This window comes from Ornithinibacillus sp. 4-3 (genome assembly GCF_040958695.1).
Lineage (GTDB): Bacteria > Bacillota > Bacilli > Bacillales > Amphibacillaceae > CALAMD01.
Window position 1 is genome coordinate 1,755,840 of record NZ_CP162599.1, and the last position, 25,955, is coordinate 1,781,794.

The 25,955-nt window shown below is 35.0% G+C and carries 29 protein-coding genes and 1 riboswitch; of the genes, 20 read left to right on the forward strand and 9 right to left on the reverse strand.

Annotation, left to right across the window (positions count from 1 at the left end; genetic code table 11):
* The first annotated feature begins 4 nt into the window (after nucleotides 1–4).
* The 5 genes from purQ to AB4Y30_RS08485 all read left to right on the forward strand — a co-directional run bounded on the left by purQ (nucleotide 5) and on the right by AB4Y30_RS08485 (nucleotide 6,119).
* The gene (gene purQ / locus AB4Y30_RS08465) at nucleotides 5–691 is read left to right on the forward strand and encodes a phosphoribosylformylglycinamidine synthase subunit PurQ (protein WP_368655041.1); all 687 of its coding nucleotides are present in this window, start codon (nucleotides 5–7) and stop codon (nucleotides 689–691) included.
* Nucleotides 675–2,903, forward strand: coding sequence for a phosphoribosylformylglycinamidine synthase subunit PurL (gene purL / locus AB4Y30_RS08470; RefSeq protein WP_368655042.1), 2,229 nt, complete (start codon nucleotides 675–677; stop codon nucleotides 2,901–2,903). Before purQ ends, purL begins: the two co-directional genes overlap by 17 nt.
* Entirely contained in the window at nucleotides 2,879–4,264 is a 1,386-nt protein-coding gene (purF, locus tag AB4Y30_RS08475) for an amidophosphoribosyltransferase (protein ID WP_368655043.1), read from the forward strand. The genes purL and purF overlap by 25 nt, the downstream gene beginning before the upstream one ends.
* A gap of 239 nt (nucleotides 4,265–4,503) precedes the next feature.
* A complete protein-coding gene (locus AB4Y30_RS08480) occupies nucleotides 4,504–5,304 on the forward strand; it encodes a nucleotidyltransferase (RefSeq protein WP_368655044.1) in 801 nt (266 codons plus the stop codon).
* Between the two features lie 245 nt (nucleotides 5,305–5,549).
* A complete protein-coding gene (locus AB4Y30_RS08485) occupies nucleotides 5,550–6,119 on the forward strand; it encodes a hypothetical protein (protein WP_368655045.1) in 570 nt (189 codons plus the stop codon).
* A gap of 88 nt (nucleotides 6,120–6,207) precedes the next feature.
* On the opposite strand, the gene AB4Y30_RS08490 is transcribed toward AB4Y30_RS08485, so the two are convergent.
* From AB4Y30_RS08490 to AB4Y30_RS08510, 5 genes are all read right to left on the reverse strand, one after another.
* Complete coding sequence (locus tag AB4Y30_RS08490; RefSeq protein ID WP_368655046.1) at nucleotides 6,208–6,894, reverse strand: response regulator transcription factor; 687 nt, start codon at nucleotides 6,892–6,894, stop codon at nucleotides 6,208–6,210.
* A complete protein-coding gene (locus tag AB4Y30_RS08495; protein ID WP_368655047.1) occupies nucleotides 6,895–7,980 on the reverse strand; it encodes a sensor histidine kinase in 1,086 nt (361 codons plus the stop codon).
* A gap of 65 nt (nucleotides 7,981–8,045) precedes the next feature.
* The gene (locus AB4Y30_RS08500) at nucleotides 8,046–8,234 is read right to left on the reverse strand and encodes a DUF5957 family protein (RefSeq protein WP_368655048.1); all 189 of its coding nucleotides are present in this window, start codon (nucleotides 8,232–8,234) and stop codon (nucleotides 8,046–8,048) included.
* Nucleotides 8,231–8,644: a DUF6220 domain-containing protein gene (locus AB4Y30_RS08505; protein WP_368655049.1), complete on the reverse strand. Its 414-nt coding sequence runs from the start codon at nucleotides 8,642–8,644 to the stop codon at nucleotides 8,231–8,233. Before AB4Y30_RS08505 ends, AB4Y30_RS08500 begins: the two co-directional genes overlap by 4 nt.
* Before the next feature lie 324 nt (nucleotides 8,645–8,968).
* A complete protein-coding gene (locus AB4Y30_RS08510) occupies nucleotides 8,969–9,622 on the reverse strand; it encodes a hypothetical protein (RefSeq protein WP_368655050.1) in 654 nt (217 codons plus the stop codon).
* A 451-nt stretch (nucleotides 9,623–10,073) separates the two neighbouring features.
* Here AB4Y30_RS08510 and AB4Y30_RS08515 point away from each other — a divergent pair, with 451 nt between their 5' ends.
* Entirely contained in the window at nucleotides 10,074–10,499 is a 426-nt protein-coding gene (locus AB4Y30_RS08515; RefSeq protein WP_368655051.1) for an immunoglobulin-like domain-containing protein, read from the forward strand.
* Between the two features lie 180 nt (nucleotides 10,500–10,679).
* On the opposite strand, the gene AB4Y30_RS08520 is transcribed toward AB4Y30_RS08515, so the two are convergent.
* Nucleotides 10,680–11,111 (reverse strand): hypothetical protein, encoded by a 432-nt coding sequence (locus AB4Y30_RS08520; RefSeq protein WP_368655052.1) that lies wholly within the window; start codon nucleotides 11,109–11,111, stop codon nucleotides 10,680–10,682.
* A gap of 103 nt (nucleotides 11,112–11,214) precedes the next feature.
* On the opposite strand from AB4Y30_RS08520, the gene AB4Y30_RS08525 reads away from it, so the two are divergent.
* From AB4Y30_RS08525 to AB4Y30_RS08585, 13 genes are all read left to right on the forward strand, one after another.
* Nucleotides 11,215–11,679, forward strand: a complete 465-nt coding sequence (locus tag AB4Y30_RS08525; RefSeq protein WP_368655053.1) for a DUF3995 domain-containing protein — start codon at nucleotides 11,215–11,217, stop codon at nucleotides 11,677–11,679.
* Nucleotides 11,680–11,739: 60 nt separating this feature from the next.
* Nucleotides 11,740–11,849, forward strand: a riboswitch (TPP riboswitch).
* An 86-nt stretch (nucleotides 11,850–11,935) separates the two neighbouring features.
* On the forward strand, nucleotides 11,936–12,985 hold the full coding sequence (locus AB4Y30_RS08530) for a long-chain fatty acid--CoA ligase (RefSeq protein WP_368655054.1): 1,050 nt from the start codon (nucleotides 11,936–11,938) through the stop codon (nucleotides 12,983–12,985).
* Nucleotides 12,982–14,418 carry an acyl-CoA reductase gene (locus AB4Y30_RS08535; RefSeq protein WP_368655055.1) on the forward strand — a complete coding sequence of 479 codons (1,437 nt, stop codon included), beginning with the start codon at nucleotides 12,982–12,984 and terminating at the stop codon, nucleotides 14,416–14,418. The genes AB4Y30_RS08530 and AB4Y30_RS08535 overlap by 4 nt, the downstream gene beginning before the upstream one ends.
* A 12-nt stretch (nucleotides 14,419–14,430) precedes the next feature.
* Complete coding sequence (locus AB4Y30_RS08540) at nucleotides 14,431–15,180, forward strand: ABC transporter ATP-binding protein (protein WP_368655056.1); 750 nt, start codon at nucleotides 14,431–14,433, stop codon at nucleotides 15,178–15,180.
* Nucleotides 15,173–15,931 (forward strand): ABC transporter permease, encoded by a 759-nt coding sequence (locus AB4Y30_RS08545; protein WP_368655057.1) that lies wholly within the window; start codon nucleotides 15,173–15,175, stop codon nucleotides 15,929–15,931. The genes AB4Y30_RS08540 and AB4Y30_RS08545 overlap by 8 nt, the downstream gene beginning before the upstream one ends.
* Nucleotides 15,928–16,902 (forward strand): ABC transporter substrate-binding protein, encoded by a 975-nt coding sequence (locus AB4Y30_RS08550; protein ID WP_368655058.1) that lies wholly within the window; start codon nucleotides 15,928–15,930, stop codon nucleotides 16,900–16,902. The genes AB4Y30_RS08545 and AB4Y30_RS08550 overlap by 4 nt, the downstream gene beginning before the upstream one ends.
* A gap of 6 nt (nucleotides 16,903–16,908) precedes the next feature.
* Nucleotides 16,909–17,673: an SDR family oxidoreductase gene (locus AB4Y30_RS08555; RefSeq protein WP_368655059.1), complete on the forward strand. Its 765-nt coding sequence runs from the start codon at nucleotides 16,909–16,911 to the stop codon at nucleotides 17,671–17,673.
* A gap of 76 nt (nucleotides 17,674–17,749) precedes the next feature.
* Nucleotides 17,750–18,187, forward strand: coding sequence for a VOC family protein (locus tag AB4Y30_RS08560; RefSeq protein WP_368655060.1), 438 nt, complete (start codon nucleotides 17,750–17,752; stop codon nucleotides 18,185–18,187).
* Nucleotides 18,188–18,365: 178 nt separating this feature from the next.
* Nucleotides 18,366–19,265: an ABC transporter ATP-binding protein gene (locus AB4Y30_RS08565; protein ID WP_368655061.1), complete on the forward strand. Its 900-nt coding sequence runs from the start codon at nucleotides 18,366–18,368 to the stop codon at nucleotides 19,263–19,265.
* Nucleotides 19,266–19,281: 16 nt separating this feature from the next.
* Entirely contained in the window at nucleotides 19,282–20,028 is a 747-nt protein-coding gene (locus tag AB4Y30_RS08570) for an ABC transporter permease (protein WP_368655062.1), read from the forward strand.
* Between the two features lie 31 nt (nucleotides 20,029–20,059).
* Entirely contained in the window at nucleotides 20,060–20,509 is a 450-nt protein-coding gene (locus AB4Y30_RS08575; RefSeq protein ID WP_368655063.1) for a LytTR family DNA-binding domain-containing protein, read from the forward strand.
* A 2-nt stretch (nucleotides 20,510–20,511) separates the two neighbouring features.
* The gene (locus tag AB4Y30_RS08580) at nucleotides 20,512–20,922 is read left to right on the forward strand and encodes a DUF3021 domain-containing protein (RefSeq protein WP_368655064.1); all 411 of its coding nucleotides are present in this window, start codon (nucleotides 20,512–20,514) and stop codon (nucleotides 20,920–20,922) included.
* A 144-nt stretch (nucleotides 20,923–21,066) separates the two neighbouring features.
* Complete coding sequence (locus AB4Y30_RS08585) at nucleotides 21,067–21,588, forward strand: NUDIX domain-containing protein (protein WP_368655065.1); 522 nt, start codon at nucleotides 21,067–21,069, stop codon at nucleotides 21,586–21,588.
* Nucleotides 21,589–21,762: 174 nt separating this feature from the next.
* On the opposite strand, the gene AB4Y30_RS08590 is transcribed toward AB4Y30_RS08585, so the two are convergent.
* The 3 genes from AB4Y30_RS08590 to AB4Y30_RS08600 all read right to left on the reverse strand — a co-directional run bounded on the left by AB4Y30_RS08590 (nucleotide 21,763) and on the right by AB4Y30_RS08600 (nucleotide 24,839).
* Nucleotides 21,763–23,013: an IS110 family transposase gene (locus AB4Y30_RS08590; RefSeq protein ID WP_368654095.1), complete on the reverse strand. Its 1,251-nt coding sequence runs from the start codon at nucleotides 23,011–23,013 to the stop codon at nucleotides 21,763–21,765.
* Between the two features lie 475 nt (nucleotides 23,014–23,488).
* Nucleotides 23,489–24,484 (reverse strand): hypothetical protein, encoded by a 996-nt coding sequence (locus AB4Y30_RS08595; RefSeq protein WP_368655200.1) that lies wholly within the window; start codon nucleotides 24,482–24,484, stop codon nucleotides 23,489–23,491.
* Complete coding sequence (locus AB4Y30_RS08600; protein WP_368655066.1) at nucleotides 24,477–24,839, reverse strand: PadR family transcriptional regulator; 363 nt, start codon at nucleotides 24,837–24,839, stop codon at nucleotides 24,477–24,479. Before AB4Y30_RS08600 ends, AB4Y30_RS08595 begins: the two co-directional genes overlap by 8 nt.
* Before the next feature lie 430 nt (nucleotides 24,840–25,269).
* Between AB4Y30_RS08600 and AB4Y30_RS08605 the strand changes: the two genes are divergently transcribed.
* Nucleotides 25,270–25,806, forward strand: a complete 537-nt coding sequence (locus AB4Y30_RS08605) for a phosphatase PAP2 family protein (RefSeq protein ID WP_368655201.1) — start codon at nucleotides 25,270–25,272, stop codon at nucleotides 25,804–25,806.
* The last annotated feature ends 149 nt before the right edge of the window (nucleotides 25,807–25,955 follow it).

Genomic DNA, 25,955 nt, shown 5'->3' on the forward strand with positions numbered 1-25,955 from the left:
AGTCATGAAAGTGGCAGTTATTGTTTTTCCAGGTTCCAATTGTGATATGGATATGTATCATGCAGCTAAGGAGATTGTTGGGGCTGAAGCGATCCTTGTTTGGTACACAGATACACATTTATTAGAAGATGTAGATGGGATTCTTATACCAGGTGGTTTCTCTTATGGCGATTATCTACGCTGCGGTGCTATGGCAGCTAACTCAGATATAATGAGCAAAATCAAGGAACACGCAGAAAAAGGAAAACCAGTATTAGGTGTTTGTAATGGCTTTCAAATATTAACAGAAGCTGGACTTCTACCAGGTGCATTAATGCGCAATAAGAACCTTTCTTTTATGTGTCATTATGAAGAATTAGTTGTTGAAGATAATGAGTCAGCTTTTACTACTTTATATGAAGAGAAAGAAATAGTCCGTTTCCCAATTGCTCATGGAGAAGGCAACTATTTCTGTGATGAGGAAACATTAAAGGAGTTAAGAGCCAACAATCAAATTGCCTTTACATATAAAAACAATCCGAATGGCTCTGTTGCAGATATTGCTGGTATTCGTAATAAAGCTGGTAATGTGCTTGGTATGATGCCGCATCCAGAACGGGCTGTGGAAGTATTATTAGGAAGTGAAGACGGCTTAAGGCTATTTCAATCTATGATTGCGAATTGGAGGAGCGGCAATGCAGTTAACGCATAATATTGATCCAAAGACAATTGAACAAGAGCAAATGTACCGTGAAATGGGTTTAAGTGATAAGGAGTTTGAGAAAATCAAAGTAATTCTTGGCCGTCGTCCCAATTTTACAGAAACGGGTATCTTTTCTGTTATGTGGTCAGAGCATTGTAGCTATAAAACATCAAAACCACTGCTAAGAAAGTTTCCGACAGAAGGTCCGCATGTTCTGCAAGGTCCAGGAGAAGGCGCTGGGGTAATTGATATTGGCGATGAGCAGGCAGTTGTTTTTAAAGTAGAAAGTCATAATCATCCATCTGCTATAGAACCATATCAAGGTGCAGCAACAGGTGTTGGTGGAATTATCCGTGATGTATTCTCTATGGGCGCTCGTCCCATTGCGTTAATGAACTCGCTACGTTTTGGACTGTTAACAACAAATCGTAGTAAGTATCTCTTTTCAGAAGTTGTTGCGGGTATTGCTGGTTATGGGAACTGTGTCGGTGTTCCAACAGTGGGGGGAGAGATACAATTTGATGAAAGCTATGAAGATAATCCACTTGTAAATGCAATGTGTGTTGGACTGATTAATCATCAGGATATACAAAAAGGAATTGCCGCGGGTATTGGTAATACTATTTTATACGCTGGAGCTCCAACATGCAGGGACGGTATTCATGGTGCTACCTTTGCCTCAGATGACTTAACAGAGGATTCTAATAAAGATCGTCCAGCTGTACAGGTTGGTGATCCTTTTCTAGGTAAATTATTAGTTGAAGCATGCTTAGAAGTAATTCATTCTGATGCACTTGTAGGGATACAAGATATGGGTGCTGCAGGCTTAACCTCATCTGCAAGCGAAATGGCAAGTAAAGCTGGGAATGGAATAGAAATGAATTTGGATCTCATCCCGCAACGTGAGCAAAATATGACTGCTTATGAGATGATGCTTTCTGAATCTCAAGAGCGTATGCTGCTTTGTGTAAAATCAGGTCATGAGCAAGAAATTATAGCTATTTTTGAAAAATATGGACTGCAATCTGTTCCTGTTGGAAAAGTGATCGAAGAAAAAGTTTTTCGTATTACACATCATGATGAGATTGTAGCGAATATTCCTGTTGATTCTTTAGCAGATGATGCGCCAGTATATCATCTTCCATCAAAGGAAGCCGCATTTTATAAAGCATTTCAGCAAATGGATGTTAAAACACCAATTGTAGAGAATTATGGAGAAACTTTAAAACAATTATTACAACGCCCAACCATTGCAAGTAAAGAATGGGTCTATGATCAATATGATTCAATGGTACAAACTAATACAGTTGTTAGTCCGGGATCCGATGCAGCAGTAATTCGTATTAAAGGTACGGATAAAGCATTGGCAATTACAACCGACTGTAACTCTCGCTATATTTACTTAGATCCAGAGAAAGGTGGAAAAATTGCTGTTGCAGAAGCTGCTCGTAATATTATTTGCTCAGGAGCAAAGCCATTGGGATTAACAGACGGGCTAAACTTTGGAAATCCAACAAATCCAGAAATCTTTTGGCAAATGGAAAAAACGGTAGACGGGATGAGCGCTGCATGTAAAGCGCTACAAACACCTGTTATCAGTGGGAATGTTTCTTTATATAATCAATCCAAAGGTAAATCTATATATCCAACACCAATTGTTGGCATGGTTGGATTACATGAATCCACTGCACATATTACATCAAGCTTTTTCCAAGAATCTGGTGATTTCATTTATCTTATTGGTGAAACGTATAACGAGTTTGGTGGCAGTGAACTACAATTTATCCATGATGGAAAATATGCAGGAAAAGCGCCACACATAGATTTAGATGTCGAAGTAAAGCGTCAGGAAAAGCTACTTTCTTTAATCCAGCAAGGTAAGATTCAATCAGCACATGATCTTACAGAAGGTGGTTTAGGAGTTGCTTTAGCAGAATCCCTATTCTCAGCTCCATCACTTGGTGCAGAAATAACTCTTTCAGGTGATACAACGATTATGCTATTTAGTGAAACACAATCACGCTTTCTTGTTACTGTAAAACCTGAGAACCAAGCCACATTTGAAGCTGTATTTGCGGATGCTGCAAAACTCGGTCAAGTCACAGCAGATGCTCAGTTAACAATAACAGCAAATAATGAAATTATTCTCCAGGAAGATGTTGCTACGTTAAAGGCACTTTGGAAAGGGGCTATTCCATGCTTGCTGAAATCAAAAGTATAAACGAAGAATGCGGTGTATTCGGTATTTGGGGTCATGATAAAGCAGCAGAATTAACCTATTATGGATTACATTCCATGCAGCATCGTGGGCAAGAAGGTGCTGGAATTGTTGTCAGTAAAGAAGGCAGATTAAAAGGATTTAAACAGCTTGGACTGGTTAATGATGTCTTTAAACACATTAATTTTGATGATTTTAATGGCAGGATCGGCTTAGGACATGTTCGTTACGCAACACAAGGTGGGAACGAACTTGCGAATGTGCAACCACTTGTTTTCCAATCTCTTACTGGTGGGATGGCATTAGCACATAATGGAAACTTAATAAATGCAACAAAATTACGTGAAACGCTTGAAAAAAAGGGGAGTATTTTTCAAACAACCTCTGATACAGAAGTATTGGCTCATTTGATTAAGCGAGATGGTGTAGTGAATGAAGCAACTATTACTAATGCACTTAATCATGTAAAAGGGGCGTATGCCTATTTGGTATTAGAAGATGACACCTTATATGCTGCTTTAGATCCTGATGGCATTAGACCACTTTCTATAGGCAAATTAGAAGATGCATATGTCATTGCTTCAGAAACCTGTGCATTTGATCAAATTGGAGCAACATTTGAACGAGATGTATTGCCTGGAGAGTTAATCAAAATTAATCAGAATGGGCTTACATCCTCTCGATTTGCATCACCTAAAAAAAGAAATCTATGTGCAATGGAATATGTCTATTTTTCTCGACCAGATAGTAATTTGAACAATGTTAATGTTCATGCTTCACGTAAACAAATGGGAAAAGAATTGGCCAAGGAAGCATACATTGATGTGGATTTAGTAATTGGTGTGCCAGATTCTAGTATTTCAGCAGCTATTGGATATGCAGAAGAAAGTAAACTTCCTTATGAGATGGGAATTATCAAAAATCGTTACGTTGGAAGAACATTTATTCAGCCTTCACAGGAACTAAGAGAGCTTGGCGTGAAAATGAAGCTTGCACCTGTCCGGAGTATAGTAGAAGGAAAGCGTATCGTGATGATTGATGATTCCATTGTTCGAGGAACGACGAGCAAAAGAATTGTAAAAATGTTGAAGGATGCGGGAGCAAGGGAAGTCCATGTACGTATTGCCTCACCAGCTATTACAAATCCATGCTATTACGGAATCGATATGCCTACAAAGGAAGAATTACTTAGAGCAAATTATAGTGTTGAGGAAATTAGCGAAATTATTGGGGCAGATAGTCTTGCTTATCTTTCTCAACAGGGTTTAGAAAAAGCAATCATCAAAGAAGAAACGACTGATCAAGGAGTATGTATGGCCTGTATGACAGGTAATTATCCTTTGGCTGTAACAGATGACATATAAAATTATTTGATAAGTACCCTAAATTTTAGTTTTATATCTATTATTTAGGGTCCTTTTTATTTAATGAAAAATTTCCACCTAATTACACAGATAGGCAGTATCCATTAAACATGAAAACTATGCTATAATCATAACCATTAAGAAATGAAAGGAGCATAAACTATGTGTTGCTCTTGTTACTCAGTAGTTGATCATATCCTTATCTAAACAGAAAATATTTTAGATAAGGAGAATAAAAAATGTTAATTCAAAATCAAATGATTCAAACAATAAAAGATAAATGTATTACGGATGAGCTAGTAGCTGCAAGTATGATGTATGGTTCTTTCACAAAGGGTGAAGGAGATAGATACTCAGATATTGAGTTTTATATTTTTATCAAAAATACTGATATAGATGGTTTTAATTCCAAAAAATGGATTTCTGAAATTTATCCAGTAGATTTAATCTTCTACAATGAATTTGGAACAGAAGTAGTAATTTTTTCAAATATGATTCGTGGAGAATTTCATTTCCTTCCAGCGTCAAAAATAGAAATAATTAAGAGCTTCAAACCTACAGGAATCTTTCCAGATACAGCATCTATGTACATTTATGATGAAACAGAAAAATTAAAACCTCTACTTGATGATTTAGGAAGATCTGAACCAGAAAGAATTACTATGGAGAACATTAATTTTGCGTTTAATAATTTTGTAAATGCATGGATGATGGGGATCAATGTTTTAAATAGAGGAGAAGCTGCTAGAGCTTTAGAATGTTTAACATATGTCCAAAAATATATTTTACAATTAATTAGAATGAAAGAAAACAGTGTTGAGAGATGGTTAAACAGTACAAAAAATCTTGAAAAGGATATAAGCAAAAAATTTTATCAAGATTATATTTCAATAACCGCAAAATTGGAGAAAGCTGAGTTGGTAACAGCTTATACCAATGCCTTAAATCTAATGAGAGATTTATATGAAGAGTTTGAAGCTGAATATCCCGTAGATGTAGATAAACCCTTTATTGATAAGTTGTATCTTATAATAAAATAGATGTGATATGAATTCGTTTTGACTAATTGTTCAAAGCGAATTCTTTTTAAAAGAGGGAATTAAAACCTTAATTATTTTCGAGTCTTGTCCGAAGATCGATGTGATTCTGATAAGTATCGTCATATTTGTCGATAAATTAACAAGATATTCTCTTCAATATGATAATTTTTTGATATTTTGTTTGCAAATCCTCCTTCCATATATGATACTAGTCCTAGTATATTTTTAAGGGGGAAATTTTTATCATGAAGAAGGTTTTATTTTTGCTATTTGCACTAGTATTAGCTGGATTTCTAGTTGCATGTGGCGATGAGTCAGAAGAAAAAGAAATTGAAAATGTTAATTCAGAAGGGGAAAAACAGGCTGAACAAGATGATGCTGATGCTGAACAAGACGAAGCTGATAAAGACTCTGAAGAAGCAACAGATGAGGGATCTGAGGACACTGAATCAACTACATATGATGAGGTATTGCTAGATGATGAGAATGCAAAAGTTACATTAAAAAGTATTGAGAAAGTAAGCGATGATATTTTTGGTGATGAGTACCAAGTAAAAATGGAAATAGAAAATAAGCTAGACCAAACTATAGAAGTGCAGTCACGTGAAGCTTCAATTGATGGGTTTATGGTTGATGACATGGTAATCTTTAGTGAGACAGTAGCTGGAGGAAAAAAATCTAATGCTGAACTTTCTATTATGGCATTTGATGATGAACTACCTGAAATGAATGAAAATCTAGAATTTACTTTAGTGGTTTTAGATGATGGTTTTATGGATATAACTTCAGCAAATGTTAATATTGATATTAAATAATCATTGAATAATATTACTTAATTTTGTTGCCAATCCCCCAAAACTCAAGTTTTTCACCGAGTTTTGGGGGATAATTATTTTCATTTGATCATTTCTTAAATCGATAACCCACACCCCAAATCGTTTCAATTAATTGGGGGTTAGCTGGATCTTTTTCAATTTTTTCTCTGATTTTTCTAATATGCACAGTTACAGTTGAGTTATCACCTAAAGCATCATAACCCCAAATACGTTCGAAAAGCTGCTCTTTGCTGAAGACAATATTCCTATTTATTGCCAGAAAGTATAATAAATCAAATTCCTTAGCAGTAAATATTTTCTCCTCGTCATGAACTAATACTTGTCTAGATTCGCTATGGATGACTAAATCATTAATTTGAATACTGTTTTCTTTCTGTCCTTGATTGGTTAAACGATTATATCTTGCAATATGAGCTTTCACTCTAGCTACCAATTCATTTGGATTAAAAGGTTTTACAATATAATCATCAGCACCTCGATCAAACCCACGAATCTTATCTATATCTTCCTTTCTAGCTGTAACCATTAATATTGGAATCTCCAAAGTTTTTCGTAATTCTTTGGCTATAGTAAATCCATCTATTCCTGGAAGCATTAAATCTAAAAGGATAAGTTGATAGGAGTTTGTTTTAGCTAGCTGTAATCCTTCTTCACCAGTCGTCGCAATATCACTTTCAAACCCATTCACTTCCAAATAATCTTTTTCTAATTCAGCAATATTCATTTCATCTTCAATAATCAAAACTTTTTGCATTTATATCACCTTTTTTAATTTTAGATAAATACTTGTACCTTCGCCTAGCATGCTCTCTGCCCAAGCACTGCCACCATGCTTCTCCATAATTTGTTTAACAATAGATAAGCCAAGTCCACTACCACCAGTAGAGGAGTTTCTGGAAGCATCAGTACGGTAAAAGCTTTCAAAAATGAAGGGAAGATCCTCTTGTTTGATCCCACTCCCATTATCATTGATTTCTACAATAACTTCATTAGCTTCAGAGAATAACTGTACCTGAATTTTCTTATTATCCTTATCCATATATTTCATACTGTTTTGAGTAATATTAGTAATGACTCGTTTCAATTTATCTCTATCTGCTTCTACGATATAAGCCTCATTTTTATTTGCTATAAGTGTTGCACTGCCTTGTTCTTTTTCTAAATGAAATGCTAATTCATCAATAAAATCACTAAAAAAAGCGTATAAATCAACCTTTTCAAAATGAAATGAAATCTGTTGTAAATCTAGCCGAGAGTATAAAAATAATTCATCAATTAGTGCATCCATATCATTTGCTGTTTTAGAAATGATGTTTAAATACTTATCTAACTTCTCTGGAGTATTTGCTACACCATCTTGAATACCTTTGATATAGCCTTTGATAGAGGTTAGTGGTGTTTTTAGATCATGAGAAATGCTAGCAATAAGCTCTTGTCGATTTTGTTCATATTTTTCTCGAGCTGCTTTAGCATCTTTTAATTTAATTCGCATCGCGTCAAAGGTATTTGTTAGTTCACCTAATTCATCCCTCTTCTCAGATTTTAGAGGAGAATCTAAATCACCATTACCAACTTTTTTCGCTGCAATAGATAATTTCTGGAGTGGAGAAATAATACTTTTAGAGACAACATAGGTTAGAATGCCGTTTGTAACGACTAAAATAAAAGCCATCGCAACAAAACGGAGACCAATAAACCATTTCATTTCAGCACCTTGCGGATTTCCTTGAAAAACAACGAATAATAGGTATCCCAAAGCTATTTCTAATAAGAAAAAGGAAATAATCGGGATCAAAATCATTCCTATATTTGATAAAATTAAGCGCTTTTTAATAGACAATGATTGTCACCTCCCATTTCTCCTTTAACTTATGATATTACAATTCGACTAAACCTGTAAAACAGTTATCTATTTTTCTGATCTATGATAGGAACAATGATCGCACATAAGCCGGAAGTGTAAAAGGGTAAAAACTTAATACCAAGAGCTTTACCAAAAAAAGTCCAGCCAATAACACCAATAAAACTAGATAATGCAATTCCAAGGATAAAACCACCAATAATTCCGACCAATATAGCTAACATTAATCTCATTTTAAAACCTCATTTCTTTGTTTGAAAATAAATTTCCATGATTGGGTTAGCATGAAAATGGATAGGAGAAATAGTAAAAGACCAATAATAGGATGTAATACTCCAATCCATGGTAGTATTCCTCTTATATTTGCAGTGAAGTACATTAGAAAAATACCTGTAAATAAACCGAATATCTGCCAATATGCCCAGCGTGGTAAATTACTAATAAACGCGAAAATTAGTAGAAGAACAGGTAAAGTAAATCCAAATAAATGTACAAACATCGTATGCTTCATCCAATTTGCAGCATGAAGAAATATCGCCATTCCTGCAAACAAGAATTGAAGTGTTACTGATAAAGTAAAAATGCTTACTAAAATGAAAAAAGTTATTCTTCCAATAGAAACTCGAAGCTGTGTTGATTGCAATTTCATTTCCTCCTTTGTTTTGATTGCTAAAGATAACTTACAAAGGAAATATAAATTGCTTCTTATGAAATTCTTAAATAATTATTAAATTTAGGAGGGAGGAGGAATGTAAGGGAAATCAAATCGATCTCAACCGAAGCAAATATCTTTAGAGCAATAAGTGAAGAAAGATATGCCAAGGAAACATTCAATGGTGAACTATTTCTCCAGTTGAATGATATGCGCCCCAGAAGTTAGATTTATTTGGTCTAACTTCTGGGGCGCATATCAATGCTTTATCCACTTTTATTTTAATAGTGATACATAAAGGTAAGTCATTTATGACTATGACGCACTATCCACAGCTATTTGTAATGCATTTATTGGATTGTCGGTACTCTCATCAATTTCATAAACACTATTACCTTGCTGCCAACGGATAACTGTTTCAGGATGATCTCCAAAGTCATTAATATCAATTACTCCACGCTGATCAGGAGCAGGGAGATAATTTGTTTCTAAATAATCGACTACAGTTCTGGCAAGCTCTTCTCCATTCTCATAATTTCCGGTTGCATATTCAGGATCAGTTGGTGCATTTACTCGAATCATCCATTTCCCTTCATTCCAAGAAATATATTGGTGACCGGTAGCCCCTTCTGAGAGAGCCTTGATACCATACCCAAGTTCAATGTTTGTTTGTTCCACTACTTCATAGTTGTCAATGGCATCGATGGCTTCCTGCTCACTGGAGTAATCTTTTTGTTTTATATTATTATTGGAAGTGCCCTCGCTATCTGTATCTTCTTCTCCTTCTCCAGAAGCTGCTCCATCATTATTAGATTCACCGGCTTCTGTTTGCTGTTCCTCATCCAATTCATATTCTGGTTGGGAGACATCAATTTCATCTGGTGAAGGATCATTCCCTCCTTGACATGCACTTAGGATAAGTAAGATTGTTATTCCTGAGATTACAAAACCCAACCTTTTCAGGCTCATGATATACCACTCCTTCCAGTGTATATATTTCCCTTCTTTTGTAAAACGAATCCTAAGCTTTATAATAGGGAACAAGTAGATATATAGCTCTTTCACAAAGGGGGAAGGGAATTGGATATTGAATTTTATATTTTTATCAAAAACCCTGATATAGAAAAATTTAATTCTAAAAAGTAGATTTAATTCTTTCATAATGAAGTTGGAATAGACGTTGTAGTTTTTTCAAATATGATTTGTAGTGAATTTCATTTTCTTCCAGCGTCAAAAATGGAAAGATTCTTATACAATTTTAAAGGCATGCCTATTCTGTAGCGTTGTTATATAGGGGTTTAGACGCTATACTTAAAGTAAGTATTGAAAACTATACTGAATACTAGGTAGAATTAATGATGGAAAGAGATGAGAGCAAGCATTGATTCCATCTTTTTTGATAATATGGAGGTGTAGATTTATGAAGAAAATTTCTCTACTCATGTTATTTTGCACATTTCTTACTATAGTAGCCTGTAATAAAGAAGCTCCTAAATCAATTTCCATCCCACAACCAATATTTGATTCAGAAAATCTTTCCATAACAGTTTTATCCTCCACCCTAGAAAAGTTAGAAATCGAACTGCAAAACAATACTTCAGTTGATCTAACCACAAGCAATTATTATGTAATTGAACATTATATGGATAGTGAATGGAAAGAAGTACCATTATCGCTAAATGTGGAGGATGTTGAAATTCATCTTCCTGCTAATGAAGCTCATCCATTTACGATTGAATTATATCCGGAGCAACATGAATACGAATTGGGGAAATATCGTGTAGAGAAAACTGTTTCAACCGCAAATGGGGTAATACATCCTATAATTGAATTTCATATAGAATAGTTTCTCAAAACAAGGAAGTATGACTTAAAATAGCAATTAATCCTCAATAATTTCAATAAATCTTACTTTATCAAAAATTTGTATCTCCCAACCTTCAGCATCTTCAATAAGATCATATGAAATTCCCAAATCATCTACATTGGAAAGAGGAAATTTGAGATAAATTTCTTCATTATCTACTTAAAAAACACCTGTTTGTTCACCAATGATCCAGTAGTCAGCATCTATTTTCATTGTCTCTTTTAAAAACAAAATATATTTTTCTCCCTTAGCAAAAGGTTCGACAGAATTAACTAGCACTTCACTAGTTCCATCTTGCTTGATAGTAATTACTGGATTTGCACTTCCTTTGAACACCTGATTAATCTGTGCCTGAAAAACGGTATAAGGCATACCAATTTCCTTATCTGTTTCTTTTACTTTATCCATAATGGTAATTTCAGCAATTAGATTTGCCTGTTCTTTGGCTTCCTCCAACTCAAACGCTAGTACTTCAGCTTCAATTCCAGATTGAATAACATCTTCCTCATAAGTATATTCACTTTTTTCGTCACCCGTGTTGTATATGCCATACACAAATAAATAGATCAATAAAAATAAAATATACCTCATTTTTAAACCCTCCTTTTTGATAAGACGTAAAAAACGGGTCTTATGTTACAGCTTGATTTTTTACAATGAGTTTGATTGAGTAGTATAGAAGGGAGGGCGTAGAATGAAACAAAATTTTGATTTCAAACGCAATCGAACCTTTATTACGCTCGGAATATTTTGGACGATTATCTTTGCAGCAATGAGTTTTTACTGGGCGATGGGTGGTATGGTAGGAGTAAGATCTCTTGGAGGAGCCATATATGAAATGTCGCTTGATCCGGAGCCTTCTTTCATTGTGATTGTATGGCTTACTGGATTTGTAAAATTGCTAGGAGCTATCTGGTTATCATTATTACTTATATCTTGGCGTAATCCTATTATTATTAAAGTATTTTATTTTGTGACAAAAGCAGCTGGAATTTTCTTGTTTTTATATGGCTTATTAAATTTTATTACCATTTCCATGAGCGCATTTGGTCTTTTAGAATTTGACTTAGATACACATGCAACATTTTGGCGTTTAGTATTTTGGGAGCCATTTTGGATGATTGGTGGAATATGTTATTTCTTGGCTGTGAAAAAATAATGTGGCTATTCTATATTGAAAAAATATGAAAACTATGGCAGAGTTAGAGGTAATAATTGAATAAACATGTGGGGGGACCAGTGTTGCTGGTTGAGATAATATCCGTAAGATACAGACCCTTAGAACCTGATCTGGTTGATACCAGCGTAGGGAACATACAGGAAAAGTATTTTATTTTTACATAAAATTGTATGCACCCTAGGCTTCGTATAGCTAGGGTGCTTTTTATTGTGTTTATTTTTAGGAGGAATGCATAATGAAACAGGCAATTCAAACATTTATCGAGAAACCAGCAGCAAGTGAGCAAAACTTTAATGAACTTGCCATAGATCTTTTCAAGCATTTATATAGGAAGAATAATGCTTATCAACAATATTGTAGGAGAAAAGGAATCGGAATTCTACAAGTTCAAACGTGGAAGGATATTCCGAGTGTATCGACAGAAGCTTTTAAAAACACATTTCTAAGTACTGTTCCGGAGAAGGAATGTGCACGTGTATTTATGACAAGTGGAACAACAAGTGGAAAGCAGGGAAAGCATTATCATGCGGATTTAGAAATATATGATCTTTCTGCCTTAAGAAGCTTTCGAGAATTTGTTAGTGACGAAATCCGTCCAATGGCAATTTTATTTCCTAATGTACAAGAAATGCCTAATTCTTCGCTTGCTCATTATTTAGAATTACACCGCAAACATTTCGGTACAGAAGATTCACGACATTTTGTCACAAAAAATGGATTACAACTAGAAGCATTTATGAGGTGGATAAAGGAGCATGCTAATATTCCAGTAATTGTACTTGGTGCTAGCTATAGTTTTGTTCATTTATTTGATGCATTAGAGGAGCAAGGAGAATCACTTCCTCTACATGCAGATAGTCTAATTTTCGATACAGGTGGTTTTAAAAGTTTCTCTCGTACCTTAGAAGAAAATGTGTTTTACAATAAGCTTGCGCAAATATTCCATGTGAATATAGAAAATCTTATTAATATGTATGGAATGACAGAATTATCTACACAGTATTATGCGAAAATTACTAAAAATCAACCAAGTATTAAACAGGCGCCACATTGGCTTCGTTTTAAAGTCGTCGATCCGATTACAGGAGAAGAAGTACCTAAAGGGGAGGTAGGTATATTGGTGCATATTGATTTAGCTAATATTCATTCTGTTCCAGCAGTCCAAACAAGTGATTTAGCGATCGAAAGGGATACAGGATTTGAATTACTTGGTAGACAAGCAAATGCAGAACCTAAAGGCTGTTCCTTGTCTGCAAAAGAATGGTTAGAGGAGAAAGAATCATGAAAATGATTGAATATGGTGGATATCTACCTCCAGAAGCAAGAACAATGGATATAGCAAATCGTGTGCTTACTTTTCAACAAGGAGAAGAAGAATTAGAAATTCATATGCCATATCCTAGCTCTGAACAGTTAACTCAGCTCACGAAAATGATCAAAGCATCACCAATTCAATGTTTGCATACAACTGATTTGATGAAGGCAATTGATAAGACTGTCCATCTATTATTAGATCGTACACATCCACTTCGGCAAAAAGCTGAAAAGCTGTTACCGATTATTACAGGATATAACGCTGAAGTGGTGCGTTTAGGGCTTACACAATCTTTGCAAACCTTTCGTGAGCATGAATTACGTCGCTGGTTAAATGTTAATTTTCAGCAGCCTCACATATTAGATCAATTTGAACCGACTTCACATGGTGGATTTACAAAAGCAATTTCTCCGCAATTAACAACACATATATGGGCAGGTAATGTACCAGGATTACCACTTTGGAGTTTCATTGCAAGCCTTTTAGTAAAAGGTGGAGTAGTTGGGAAAGTTGCTAGTGCAGAACCTTTTTTCATCGGTTTATTCTGCCAAGTTTTAGCAGAAGTAGAACCACGTCTAGCTAATGCAATGGCAATTGTTTCATGGCAAGGAGGGGATCAAGCACGTGAAAAAGCTTTATTTAGAGCATCTGATGTTGTGGTAGGTTATGGAACGAATCAAACTATTATTAACTTACAAGCTCAAATAGTAGCACCTACTCGCTTTATTTCTTTCGGTCATAAATTAAGCTTTGGCTTATTACTGCGTGAAGCATTAGATCATCAAAAGAGTGAAAAATTTGCAGATCAAGCAGCATTAGATATTGTTCGTTATGATCAACAAGGCTGTTATTCTCCACAAACCTTTTTTGTAGAACGCAGGGGGCGAACAACACCAAAGGAATGGGCAGAATTATTAGCAAGGAAATTGCAAGTATATGAAGAACGTTATCCATTGCGTAAGCTCTCTATGGAAGAGGCAAGTGAAAGAATTGCTTGGCGTGATGCGAAAGAATGGCAAGAATCTGCTCAGGTTTTCTCTTCTAAAGTAAGTGCTTGGATGGTAGCGTATGAAGAAAAACTTAGCTTAGAGCCATCCCCATTATCTCGGACGGTTCATGTAATTGCAGTAGATGATTGGCAAGAAGTGTTAGATGTACTTCAGGATAAACGTGATATTTTGCAAACAGTTGGTGTTGGTGCATCTGTAGAAAATTTATTTGCTGTAGCAACAGCGTTCAGTAGATATGGAATAACAAGAGTAACCAGTATAGGCAGGATGACAAAGCTTCATCCCGGTTGGCATCAGGATGGTTATTCATTACTAAGAGAGCTTGTCCAATTAATTGATATTGATCCAGCTACAATTAGAGATTTAGAAGCTTTAAATACATATACAGATTAGGGGGAATACAAAATGATGGAATTAGAATTGCAAGATGTTTCATTTCAATATGAACAGAGAGCTTTCTCTTTAGAAAAAATAAATTGGGTATTGCCTCCGGGTGAAATTCATTGCTGGCTTGGAAGAAGTGGAAGTGGTAAAACAACACTACTTCAAATAGCAGCCGGATTAAAAATACCAACAGCAGGACAGGTGCTACATCAGCAAAATCTAGTAAATAATCCACTTTCAGATATTGGTTTTGTATTTCAAGATGCGACATTACTACCGTGGAAAAGAGTAATAGATAATATTTTATTGCCAATTCAGCTGCAACGAAAAATAGAAGCAAAGGATTATGCATATGCAGAAGAGCTACTTCAGATGTTGCGAATTCCTAATTTAGCAAAACGTTATCCATTAACACTTTCAGGTGGTCAAAAAAGTAGAGTAGCAATTGCACGAGCATTAATTACCAAGCCTACCTTACTTTTTTGTGATGAACCTTTTGCGGCACTGGACTTAATGACAAAGGAAGAATTACAAAATGAATTACTTTATTTAAATGAGAAGAAAAAACTAGCAATGCTATTTGTTACCCATGATATTGCAGAAGCTGCTTTTTTAGCACATCGGGTTGGTGTTATGGAAAATGGTGCTTTTATTTATGATGGCAAGACACCTATATATGAGGAAAATAATACAAATCGACGAAATTCAAAACAATTTCATGATTATTGTCGAGAGATTAGACAGTCGTTAGAAGGTAGTATCTATGCGTAAGAATGCAGCAATAACATCTGTTATTCTTGGAATTTTATTAATTATTGTGTGGGAATATCTTGCGCGAGGACTATCAAATCTTATTTTACCGAATCCAACTGCAGTGTTTTTGAAATTACAAGAAGGTATTGTAAGTGGCGATTTTCTTCCTCATTTATTAACAACATTGACAGAAGTTATGCTTGGTTTATTTATTGGTATTGTTTTTGGTGTGGGACTTGGGATTCTAATAGGAGAGAATGAATTTTTAAGGAAGGTATCTTTTCCCTATATTGTTATCTCCCAAGCGATTCCTAAAATAGCATTAGCTCCATTATTTATGCTGTGGTTTGGTTATGGGATGACTTCAAAAATAGTGATTACAGCTTTAATTTGTTTCTTCCCATTGCTTGAAGCAACAGCAAGTGCTGTCCGCCAAGTTAATCAACAACAGCTTGATTTGTTTCGATTAATCCATGCAAGTCAGATGCAAACACTATGGCATTTAAAGATTCCAGCAGGGCTTCCAACCATTCTACAAGGATTACGAGTTGCAGTAATTTTAGCATTAGTAGGAGCAATTGTTGGCGAATTTATTGGTGCAAATCAAGGATTAGGTGCATTAATTATTGCATCACAAAGCATGATGGATACTACTTTAATGTTTGCTATTTTAATTCTGTTATCGATGATTGGCTTTTTATTATATGGCCTTGTCAATTTATTAGAAAGTAAATTATTACGTTATAAAAAAGGAGATACAAAACATTGAAGAAAATAAAGGTTATCATACTACTTGTTTTTATAAGTTTACTAGTTGCTTGTGGTAAAGGTAATAGTAAAGATGGACAAATAGAAATCACATTAGCTAATTGGAGTCAGCTGATTGTTGAGCAGACTAACTTACTAGTTGAGGAAGAGAAAGGATTTTTTGAAAAGGAAGGAATTGATTTGAAGCTTATTCCAGGTAACGGAGGACAAGATGCATTAAAAACAATGATTGCTGGTCATGCTGATATTGCTTTTACCGATCCGGGGGCTGTATATAGCGCATTAGCTCGAGGAGAAGATTTAGTTATTATTTATACCGTATATCCGCAAAATGTCTTTAATGTGGTAGCTTCCAAAGACGCACAAATTTCAAGAATAGAAGATTTAAAAGGAAAAAAGGTCGGAATTTATAGTCGTGCAAGTGGTACATATCAGAATTTGCTTGTTTTATTACATGAAGCTGGACTTTCAGAAGAGGATGTGGAGTTAATTGAAGTGGGTATTGCTAATTTTGCTCCATTAATCCAAGGACAAGTAGATGCTACAGCAGCAACAGATACAGCCCTTGTTCCAGCCAAAAGAGAAGGATTGTCTGATGTTGAAGTTTTTGAAGTACGTGATTCTTTAAATATCCCAAGCGATTTTTTTGTCGTAAAGCGTTCCACCTATGAAGAAAAACAGGTAGAATTACAAGCTTTTATTAGAGCATATGAGGAAAGTGCGAGCTGGATGATGAATGAACCTGATGAAGCAGCAGAGTTAGCAAAAGAATATGCAATTGATGGAAGAGAACCAGAGATAAATCGTGAAATTATTGATTTACGTAATAGAGCTAGCTTAGACGATGAACAACAGCTTGGAGCTACAGATATAAATATGATTCAAGAAGGGGCAGATGCTTATTATGAACTTGGATTAATCCCTGAAAAGCTGAATATGGAAGAATATATTGAAGAGATTAAGGGGGATTGATAAGTAATGTTGAAACAAAAAGTAGTAATTATTAGTGGATCAAGTCGAGGAATTGGGGCAGCTCTTGCAAAAGGATTTGCAGCTCAAGGAGCTTCCGTTGTCGTAAATTATCGCCATAGTAAAACAGAGGCAGAAAATGTAGTAAAAGCTTGCGAAGCAGCGGGAGGTCAAGCTGTAGCTGTTGGAGCAGATGCGACAACGAAAGAAGGTGCTGAAGCAATGGTTGAGGAAGCAATCCTCTCTTTTGGAAGAGTAGATGTTCTAGTTAATAATGTTTTTGCTCCATATGTTTTTGATGCAGAAAATCGCAAAAAAGCTTGGGAATTGGATTGGCAGGACTACATGCTGCAATTAGAAGGTGGATTAAAAGCAGCACATATGCTAGTACAGGAGGTGCTACCATCTATGCGCCAATTTAACACAGGAAGTATTATTAATATTGCTTCTAATCTAGTTGCACATCCAGTTGTTCCATATCCAGATTACACAACAGCCAAAGCTTCTATTATAGGCTATACAAGAAGTATGGCAAAGGATCTAGGAACATTAGGCATCCGTATGAATGCGATTGCTCCAGGACTGGTTTATCCAACAGAGGCAACAAAACATACGAAAGAGAAATTAAAAAATGAATTAGCAGCCGTAACAGCACTTGGACGAATTGCACGTCCTGATGATATTGTAGGGCCAGCACTTTTTCTTGCCTCAAATTGGAGTAATTTTGTAACTGGTCAAACAATTTATGTAGATGGTGGACTAGTGATGAAATAAATAGTATTTTTAGCAAACCAAAAGAAATCTATATTTAGCATGTATGATAAGCTTAAGAAAAGAGGAGGAAGAATTGATGAAAATTCATCGGATAGATCATATAGGTATTATTGTGAATGATCTTGCTTCTGTCAAAGCCTTTTTTCTAGAGATGGGATTGAAAGAAGTAGGTGAAGCTGAGGTCCAAGGAGAGTGGGTAGAACAAATCATTGGCCTTTCTAATGTGAAAGAGACTGTTTCAATGCTAGAAATCCCAGGTGGACAAACAATGTTAGAATTAGTTAAATTTCATAGACCTTTAGATGAAATGGGTGTTCAACCTATCTCTGCAAATACATTAGGTATTCGACATATAGCATTTGCTGTAGAGGATATAGAAAGCATTGTTAGCAGATTAGAAAAACAAGGTGGAGAGCTAGTAGGCAAAATCGAGAACTATAATAACACATATAAATTATGCTATATACGTGGACCAGAAGAAATTATTATTGAGTTGGCGGAGAAAATAAAATAAAGATAGAAGTACTACAGCTCTTTGGACATTTTGTTCGAAGAGCTTTTTTGTATTTACTAACGTGAACTTTCATGTAGAATTTTTTGCATTTCATACATACTCTTTTGCATGTTATTCCATTTTAGACCGTATCTCCTTATTCATTTGCCATAATGTTAATAGGAGGGAGAGGATAAAGATGCTAAGTATTCAGCATGTTACCAAGCGTTATGAAAAAAACGTAGCTTTAAAGGATGTTTCGCTTACGGTTCCTAAGGGATGTTGTTATGGATTAGTTGGTCCAAATGGAGCAGGAAAATCTACATTAATTAAGATGATCACCTTTATTATTCGAGATTACGAGGGAAGCATCGTATTCAATGACGGACAGATTTCTAATAAAACAAAACAAAAATTAGGATATGTTCCGCAAGACATCGTTTTAGAGGAAGATCTTTCAGCAAATAGTAACCTACGTTTATTTGGTAGATTATATGGACTGAAAGGTAATCAATTAGATCAACGAGCAAAAGAAGTATTAGCACAGATTGGACTTAGTGAAAGAAGTAAAGATAAAGTATCCACTTTTTCAGGCGGAATGAAGCGAAGATTAAATATTGGCTGTGCGCTAATGCATAATCCAGAGCTCATCATCATGGATGAACCTACAGTTGGTATCGATCCACAATCACGAAAATATATTTTCCAAATGATTGAAGAATTAAAAATGGCAGGTAAAACAGTCATTTATGCGAGCCATTATATGGAGGAAGTTGAAAGACTTTGTGATTATACTGCTTTTCTAGACCAAGGAGAAATGATAGAAAATGGAGCTACAGATGCATTACTTCACCAATATGCAGTCCCATCCATTTATCTAAAAGCAAATGGAATAACCGAGGAAAGCTTAGAGAAATACGGTAAGATTTTACGAAAAAAAGATGCATTTGTTATCAACACAGATGATCCTCTTCAAGTAATGGGAGATATTATCTCTTATTGCAGAGAGTATACAATTGATGTAGAACGTTTAGAGCTTGTTCATCCTCAACTAGAAGATGTATTTTTTAGCTTAACTGGAAATAATTTAAGAGATTAATTTTGGAGGGATTCCTATGAATGCAATTATGACGGTGGAATTGAAAAAACATCTACAAGACAAAGGGCTTATCTTTTGGATGTTAGTTTTACCTATTTTATTTACTATTTTATTTATAGCCATATTTACAAGTGGCGCAGATGATCAAATGCGACAAGAGGTTATTCGATCAATTGTTCCAGGATACATTGTTATGTTTGTATTTTTTATTATGATTTCCATGGTGCAAGCCTTTATTAAGGATAGAGATAAAGGGATGGTAGCAAGACTAGCAAGTACTCCAGTGAAAAGCTCTGCCTATTTAGTTGGAAAGTGGTTACCGTTTGTATATATTGTGCTCATTCAGATTATTGTGTTATTTTTATTTGGAAAACTAGTTTATAATGTATCAATAGGAGAACCACTTATTTTAGTCATTTTATCCATATTTATCACATTTACTGTTACCGCAATTGGGCTCGTTATGGCGCTTACTGTAAATACAGAGAATATGGGGATTGCAATCACACAAATTATTGCATTGGGTGGAGCGATGTTAAGCGGTCTATGGATGCCACTTGAAATGATGCCAGGATTTATGCAAACAATTGGACGTTTCTTTCCACAATATTGGGCACATCAATCCTTTCAAGATGCGATGGCAGGAACAACACAGATTTCAGAGTTACTTCAAACATTGGGAATTTTATTTGCTATTGGAGTAGTTGCATTTATTTTTGCGCTCATTCGTTACCCATATTTTCTAAAACGAGCAGTTAACTAAGTTAGATGTCACACATACTTGGGGGATAAGCATGAAAATAAACATTGATATTGATGACAGTCATAAGGAGACTCAGATCACTATTCAAGCAAACGAATGGACACAGGAAATAGAAGAGCTTGTGAACGTCATAAAAAAGAAAAAACAACGTCGATTATTTGCGATTGAAGAAGATCAAACTATTCTTCTTGAACCAGAAGAGATTGATTTTATTCATGCAGAAAAAAGGAAAATATACGCTGCGCTCAAAGATACACGCTTTGAAGTGAAAATGAAGCTATATGAGGTAGAAGAATTTTTAATTCCATATGGTTTCATGCGTTTCTCAAAATCTGTTATTGGAAATATCCATCGTATTGAAAAATTTGAAGCATCCTTTAACGGAAATCTCTGTGTTTATTTTCAATCTGGTAACAAAGAATATATTACCCGCAAGTATGTAAGCCCAATTAAAGATAGATTGATTCAAGGGGGGCAGTAATTATGGTGCTTGAAATTTTAAAGCGTTCTATGATAGGTATAGCCTTTGGAGGGATATGTACATTTATTGCCCTTACCATTATGATGTTGAATGAATTTGATGCCACTGTTACTGAAGTATGGCAAAATATGGGTGCCAGCATGTTATTAGGTATATATTTTGGCATATCCTCGCTTATTTTTGGAAGTAGCGGTAGCAATATCATAAAAAAATCGCTTATTCATTTTGCGCTATCTTATAGTATTTGGCTTATTATTGCTAGTATAGTTGGCTGGGTACCACTAAGTATCAAAGCTGTTTTATGGAGCACTCTAGTGTTTATTTTAATCTATATTTTAAATTGGTTCGGATGGTATAGTTATTTTAAAAAGATAGAAACCGTTCTAAATAATCATTTACAGAAACATAAATAAGGGTTTTTGGCTGAAATGTCTTTTTAAAAAGAGTTTCAGCCTTTAGCGTGTGTTCGAGTTAAAATATTGATTATATTTTTCAATTATATTAATCTGTTGGAAGCTTTCATTCTAGTAAAAGTCAAAACAATAAGGGGCATTTGCATGGAGATTTGGGATACATATGATAAGCATAGAAATTTAACAGGCAAGCAGATGGAGCGTGGAGCTGCATTTGAAAAAGATAACTATCATTTAGTTATTCATGTTTGCCTTTTTAATCAACAGGGAAAAATGTTGATTCAGCAACGTCGTGCAGATAAAGAAGGATGGCCAAGTATGTGGGATATTACAGTCGGGGGCAGTGCCATTGCAGGTGAAACGAGTCAACAGGCTGCTGAAAGAGAAGTAGGGGAAGAGATTTCCTACTCCATTAATTTAGAAAATCATCGACCTTCGTTAACAATTAACTTTGAAAATGGATTTGATGATTATTATCTTCTTGAGGTAGATGTTGATATTACTAGACTTTCATTTCCTACAGAAGAAGTCGCTCAGGTAAAATGGGCATCACAAGAAGAAATTCTTGAAATGATTTCTAAAGGTTCATTTCTTCCTTATCGAGAATCATTGATCGCATTATTATTTGATATGAAATCGAGTAGAGGAGCACATGATGAGGTTTGATGTAAAATAAAAACGAGATTGAGACAAAAGGAAAAACTAAGTTTGAAATCCGAGCGATATTCAAATGAAGCGTAGGAAAAGTCTGAAATAAAGACCTCAAAGGTATCATTTAATTATAGACATGCCAAAGAAACCATCAAAAGATGATTTTTAAAAAATGGATTTGAATCAATTCTAGGTAGCGGTAGGTCGCTCTAGAATGCGAAATCCTTGAGATTTTGCGAATGAAATTGCTTGTTCAACCGTGATCTCACGGCTTACTGGAAGAACATCTACTGTTTGGTATAATTCCGGATTATAAGGTTCTTTCTTCTTTAAAATATGATATATTGCAGTTAATAACATTCGTGCGATGGCGATAATCGCACGTTTGTGACCGCGTCGCTTTTTTATGTTTAAGTAGCGGTTTCGAATTTCGGGATGTTTATCGCTCTTCACTACACTAAGACAACATTGTACGAGGAGAGGTTTTAAATATACTCCTGCTCTCGAAATTCTAACAGACTTTTTCTTGCCGGCACTTTCATGATTGGTTGGTGTTAACCCTGCCCATGAACATAAATGCTTGGCTGTCGGGAACACGTCCATCTTCACACCTATTTCTGAGATAATAGTAATGGCAGAAAAGATGTTTTTAATGGACGGAACAGTCAGAAGTAAATTTATTTCTTCGGTGTAGGGTTCGGCAAGAAAAAGAATCATTTTCTCAAGCTCTTGCTTCCGTTCTTGAATATCCTCATAATGTTGTTTTATCACTGCCATTTTTCCAGCCTGTTCAGGAGTGATAAAACCATCCACCGCAAGCTTTAGTTCTTCGACTTTATGTTTCATTGCCCCAAAAACTAATGGTTCGATATCAAAATCAGTATGAGTTGGATGGTCTAAAAGTTTTTGAATAATATTCATAGAACCTTTTCCAAACGTGTCACTGACAGTGTTGGCAAGTTGAATGTTAGAGACAGTTAAACTATTTTGAAAACGATTTTTTTCACTGGAACTAAAATTAGTGAGTTTATAGCGATAACGCATTAAATCTCGAAGCTGCCTGATTCGAAATGGTGGCATAAAACTTCCAGCTACCAAGTCATGTTTGAATAAATCAGCTATCCATTTCGCATCTTTCTTATCTGTTTTTTTCCCTCGAATCGCTTTCACATATTTAGGATGTGCTAAGGTGATATCACAGGAATCCTCCAATATATTAAACACAGGAATCCAGTATTTTCCTGTTGATTCCATGCAGACATCTTTACAACGATGTTCATCAAGCCATTTGGACAGCTCTCTCAATCCCTTTGTATAGGTTGAAAAGCGACGGCTTTGATAGGAAGTAACTCCATTGGTTGTGGAAGCAATCACCGCCACCACAAAATTTTTGTGGACATCAATACCACAACAAATAGGGTAGACAATTTTTAAAGCCATAAAAAAGACTCCTCTCTAGAATATATAGAGACAAGCCACAGGGACTGACTACCCAGCTGTAAACGTATTTGTTTTCTCCAAAGATAAGTCTTCGTGCTCGATAGGCACACTTATTTGTGCTTAAAAAGGTAATCTACACATATATATACGCGGTCATCTCCTATTCGAGACAATCCACTCCCTACGACGTGATTTGTAGTATGTGACACATCTCTATATTTTTAGATTAATGATTCTGAGTCAGAAAGCAAATTTTATTTCCTGTCGTTTTGTGCCTCAAGCAAAGCGAGAGGCATGATTATATATACGTAGACTCCTATGGGAGGAAGGCCTAGGCGAGACCCCGGACTGCGTTAGCATGAGGAGGCTCACCAGCCGCCCATGGAAAGCGAAGTATATTTCCGAAGCGGGTATTTGCTCAATTTATGTTCGGAATTAACTAAGTATAAAACCTTTTGTCCCAGTTTCGTTTTATTTATTTTTTGCGTGCTTTGAGGAATCCGACAAGAGCATCTACAATTAAACCAACAAGTAGTAAGATTAGTAACCAAAATGTTAGCTGATCCCAAATCTTTGTTATAATATTATATGCTTCAGAATTAACTATAAGCATACCTCGTTGTACTAATTCATCCATAAATTCTGGATTCCAAAAATCAGGTCGAGTAATCAAGATTAATGTAGCTATGATAGAGACTATATTGATGAAAAAGATGTAAGTAGCTAATTTATACGTCCATTTTCCACTCACTAGCTTTAAGACTTCTTTTACAATTCCAACTCCAAATATAAGAATAATAAAAAGCAGGTAAGTTGTATAGGTTTGCTCATTTAAAAAAGGAATAACACCGGAAAATTCATCTTGGAAAGTCCAAATTCCAAAATAATCACTTGAGAAAGATAAGAACACCAGCATAATCGTATAGAAAACAATTCCAGCTATTGAATCACCACGTGGAATTTGTCGCTTTTTTTCTGGTACTTCAGGTAAATCTGCTGGATCCCATTCATTTTCCGTACCCAAGTCGATTGGTTGCCCTGTGCCAAATAAATCAACCATTGCAAAAGAAAATGTCGTCCAACCAAAAGCCATCGGAATTCCAGTTACGATAGAAACAATCATGTCTATAAAATGAGATAAAATATTTGTTGGTTCCATAGCTGTTTGGACGATAAAGCTTATACCAATTCCACCAGCTACACAGATAAGAACAATTTTTAATACTAATAGATACGTATCAAATATTTCTGGACCAATGACATATCTTTTGGTTCCTCGGTATTTATTTGCAAGTTTTTTTGGGTGACCAAGCTCTAATAATATTTCTTTTACTAATTTTTCCTGTGAATCTGTTTCTTGCATTCGTTCTTCCAACATATCTTCAATTAGTCCACGAAGTTCAATTGATATATCATTACGTTGGTTAACCGGGAGCTTTTGGGTTACTGCATAAATATATCGATCAATCATCTCCAATTTTATCATCTCCTTTATTTTCTATGGCATTGTCTAAACTCACGACAATATTTTTCCATTCAAGAACTAACAAATCAAAAACCTTTTTACCTTCTTCACTCAATAGATAATATTTTCGTGGTCTGGATTCATTCGTATCCCATTCACTATCCAATAAACCTTGCTTCTCCAATCTTCGTAATAATGGATACAATGTTCCAGCTTCCACATGTATGCCTTTATCATTTAACATGGAAACTAACGAATAACCATATTGAGGTTCTGAAAGCTGACTTAATACTCCAATTGTAATGGTGCCACGTCTTAATTCTTGCATGATTTTATCTAGTTGTTCATTTGCATCAGTCATATCATCAACTCCTGTAATTTATTATAGTGTATGACGCACACTATTGTAAAGTGTATATTAATAATAAAAATAAAATATTTTAGAAGAATCTAGAACATTTGAAATTTATCCAGATTCTTCTTGGGTTTGATGTTTAAGCTTTTACGGCAGGATCGAAATATAATTTGATACCAATGATTAAAATATCCAGCTAATTTTTGAAATAAGAAAAGAGATAAAACACAGAACATCACAAACTGACTTCGATATATAGAATGACCTAGTTGTTAATGTTTGGTATTATTTTATTTAGAGGTATGTTAGTTCATTTAAAAGCAAACACCATAATTTTTACAAAAAAGTTGTGTTTTAGTCATGCTGTTTTTCAATAGATAGATTAAGATAAATAATAGAGATAAAGTATGGAAGGAGCGTGAAGCGTTTGAAATTAATGGAAAGCTTATATGAAATCGATTGTCGAATTTTCCGTAGTATTAATAAACATCACCATCATAAGATACTAAATAAATTCTTTCGTACCATTACACATTTAGGAGGACCTGTATTTACAATTACCTTTGTATGTATGCTTTTCTTTTTTACAAATGGTACGCTCAAGATGACCGCACTAGCCAGCGCTATTTCCTTAACGATCAGTCATCTTCCAGTTGCTGTGACAAAGAAATTATATCCTCGACAGCGTCCATATTTAGTACTGACCCAAATTAATGTGCTAGCGAATCCATTAAAAGATCATTCTTTCCCATCAGGCCACACAACAGCAATTTTTTCGATAGTTACTCCATTCATACTTTCTTTTCCAACTTGGGCAGCTCTTTTTATCATCATTGGCCTTTTAGTAGGAATATCACGTATTTTTTTAGGTTTACATTATCCATCTGATGTGATGGTAGGAATCATACTTGGTAGTGGTTCAGGAATCATCTCATATGCAATTGTTCAGTCCTGGTTAGTAGATTTTTTCTAAAATAGGGTATAGGTAGTTTGAATAGGGAATTTGGTTTTTGATCTTTTAAAATAGACAGTTATGAAACTATAAAATCTAGTTGCGTTCATGTTTATTCTCATTTAGGATGATTATTAGCAGTTGATAAATTAAACGAAAAGGGGAGATTA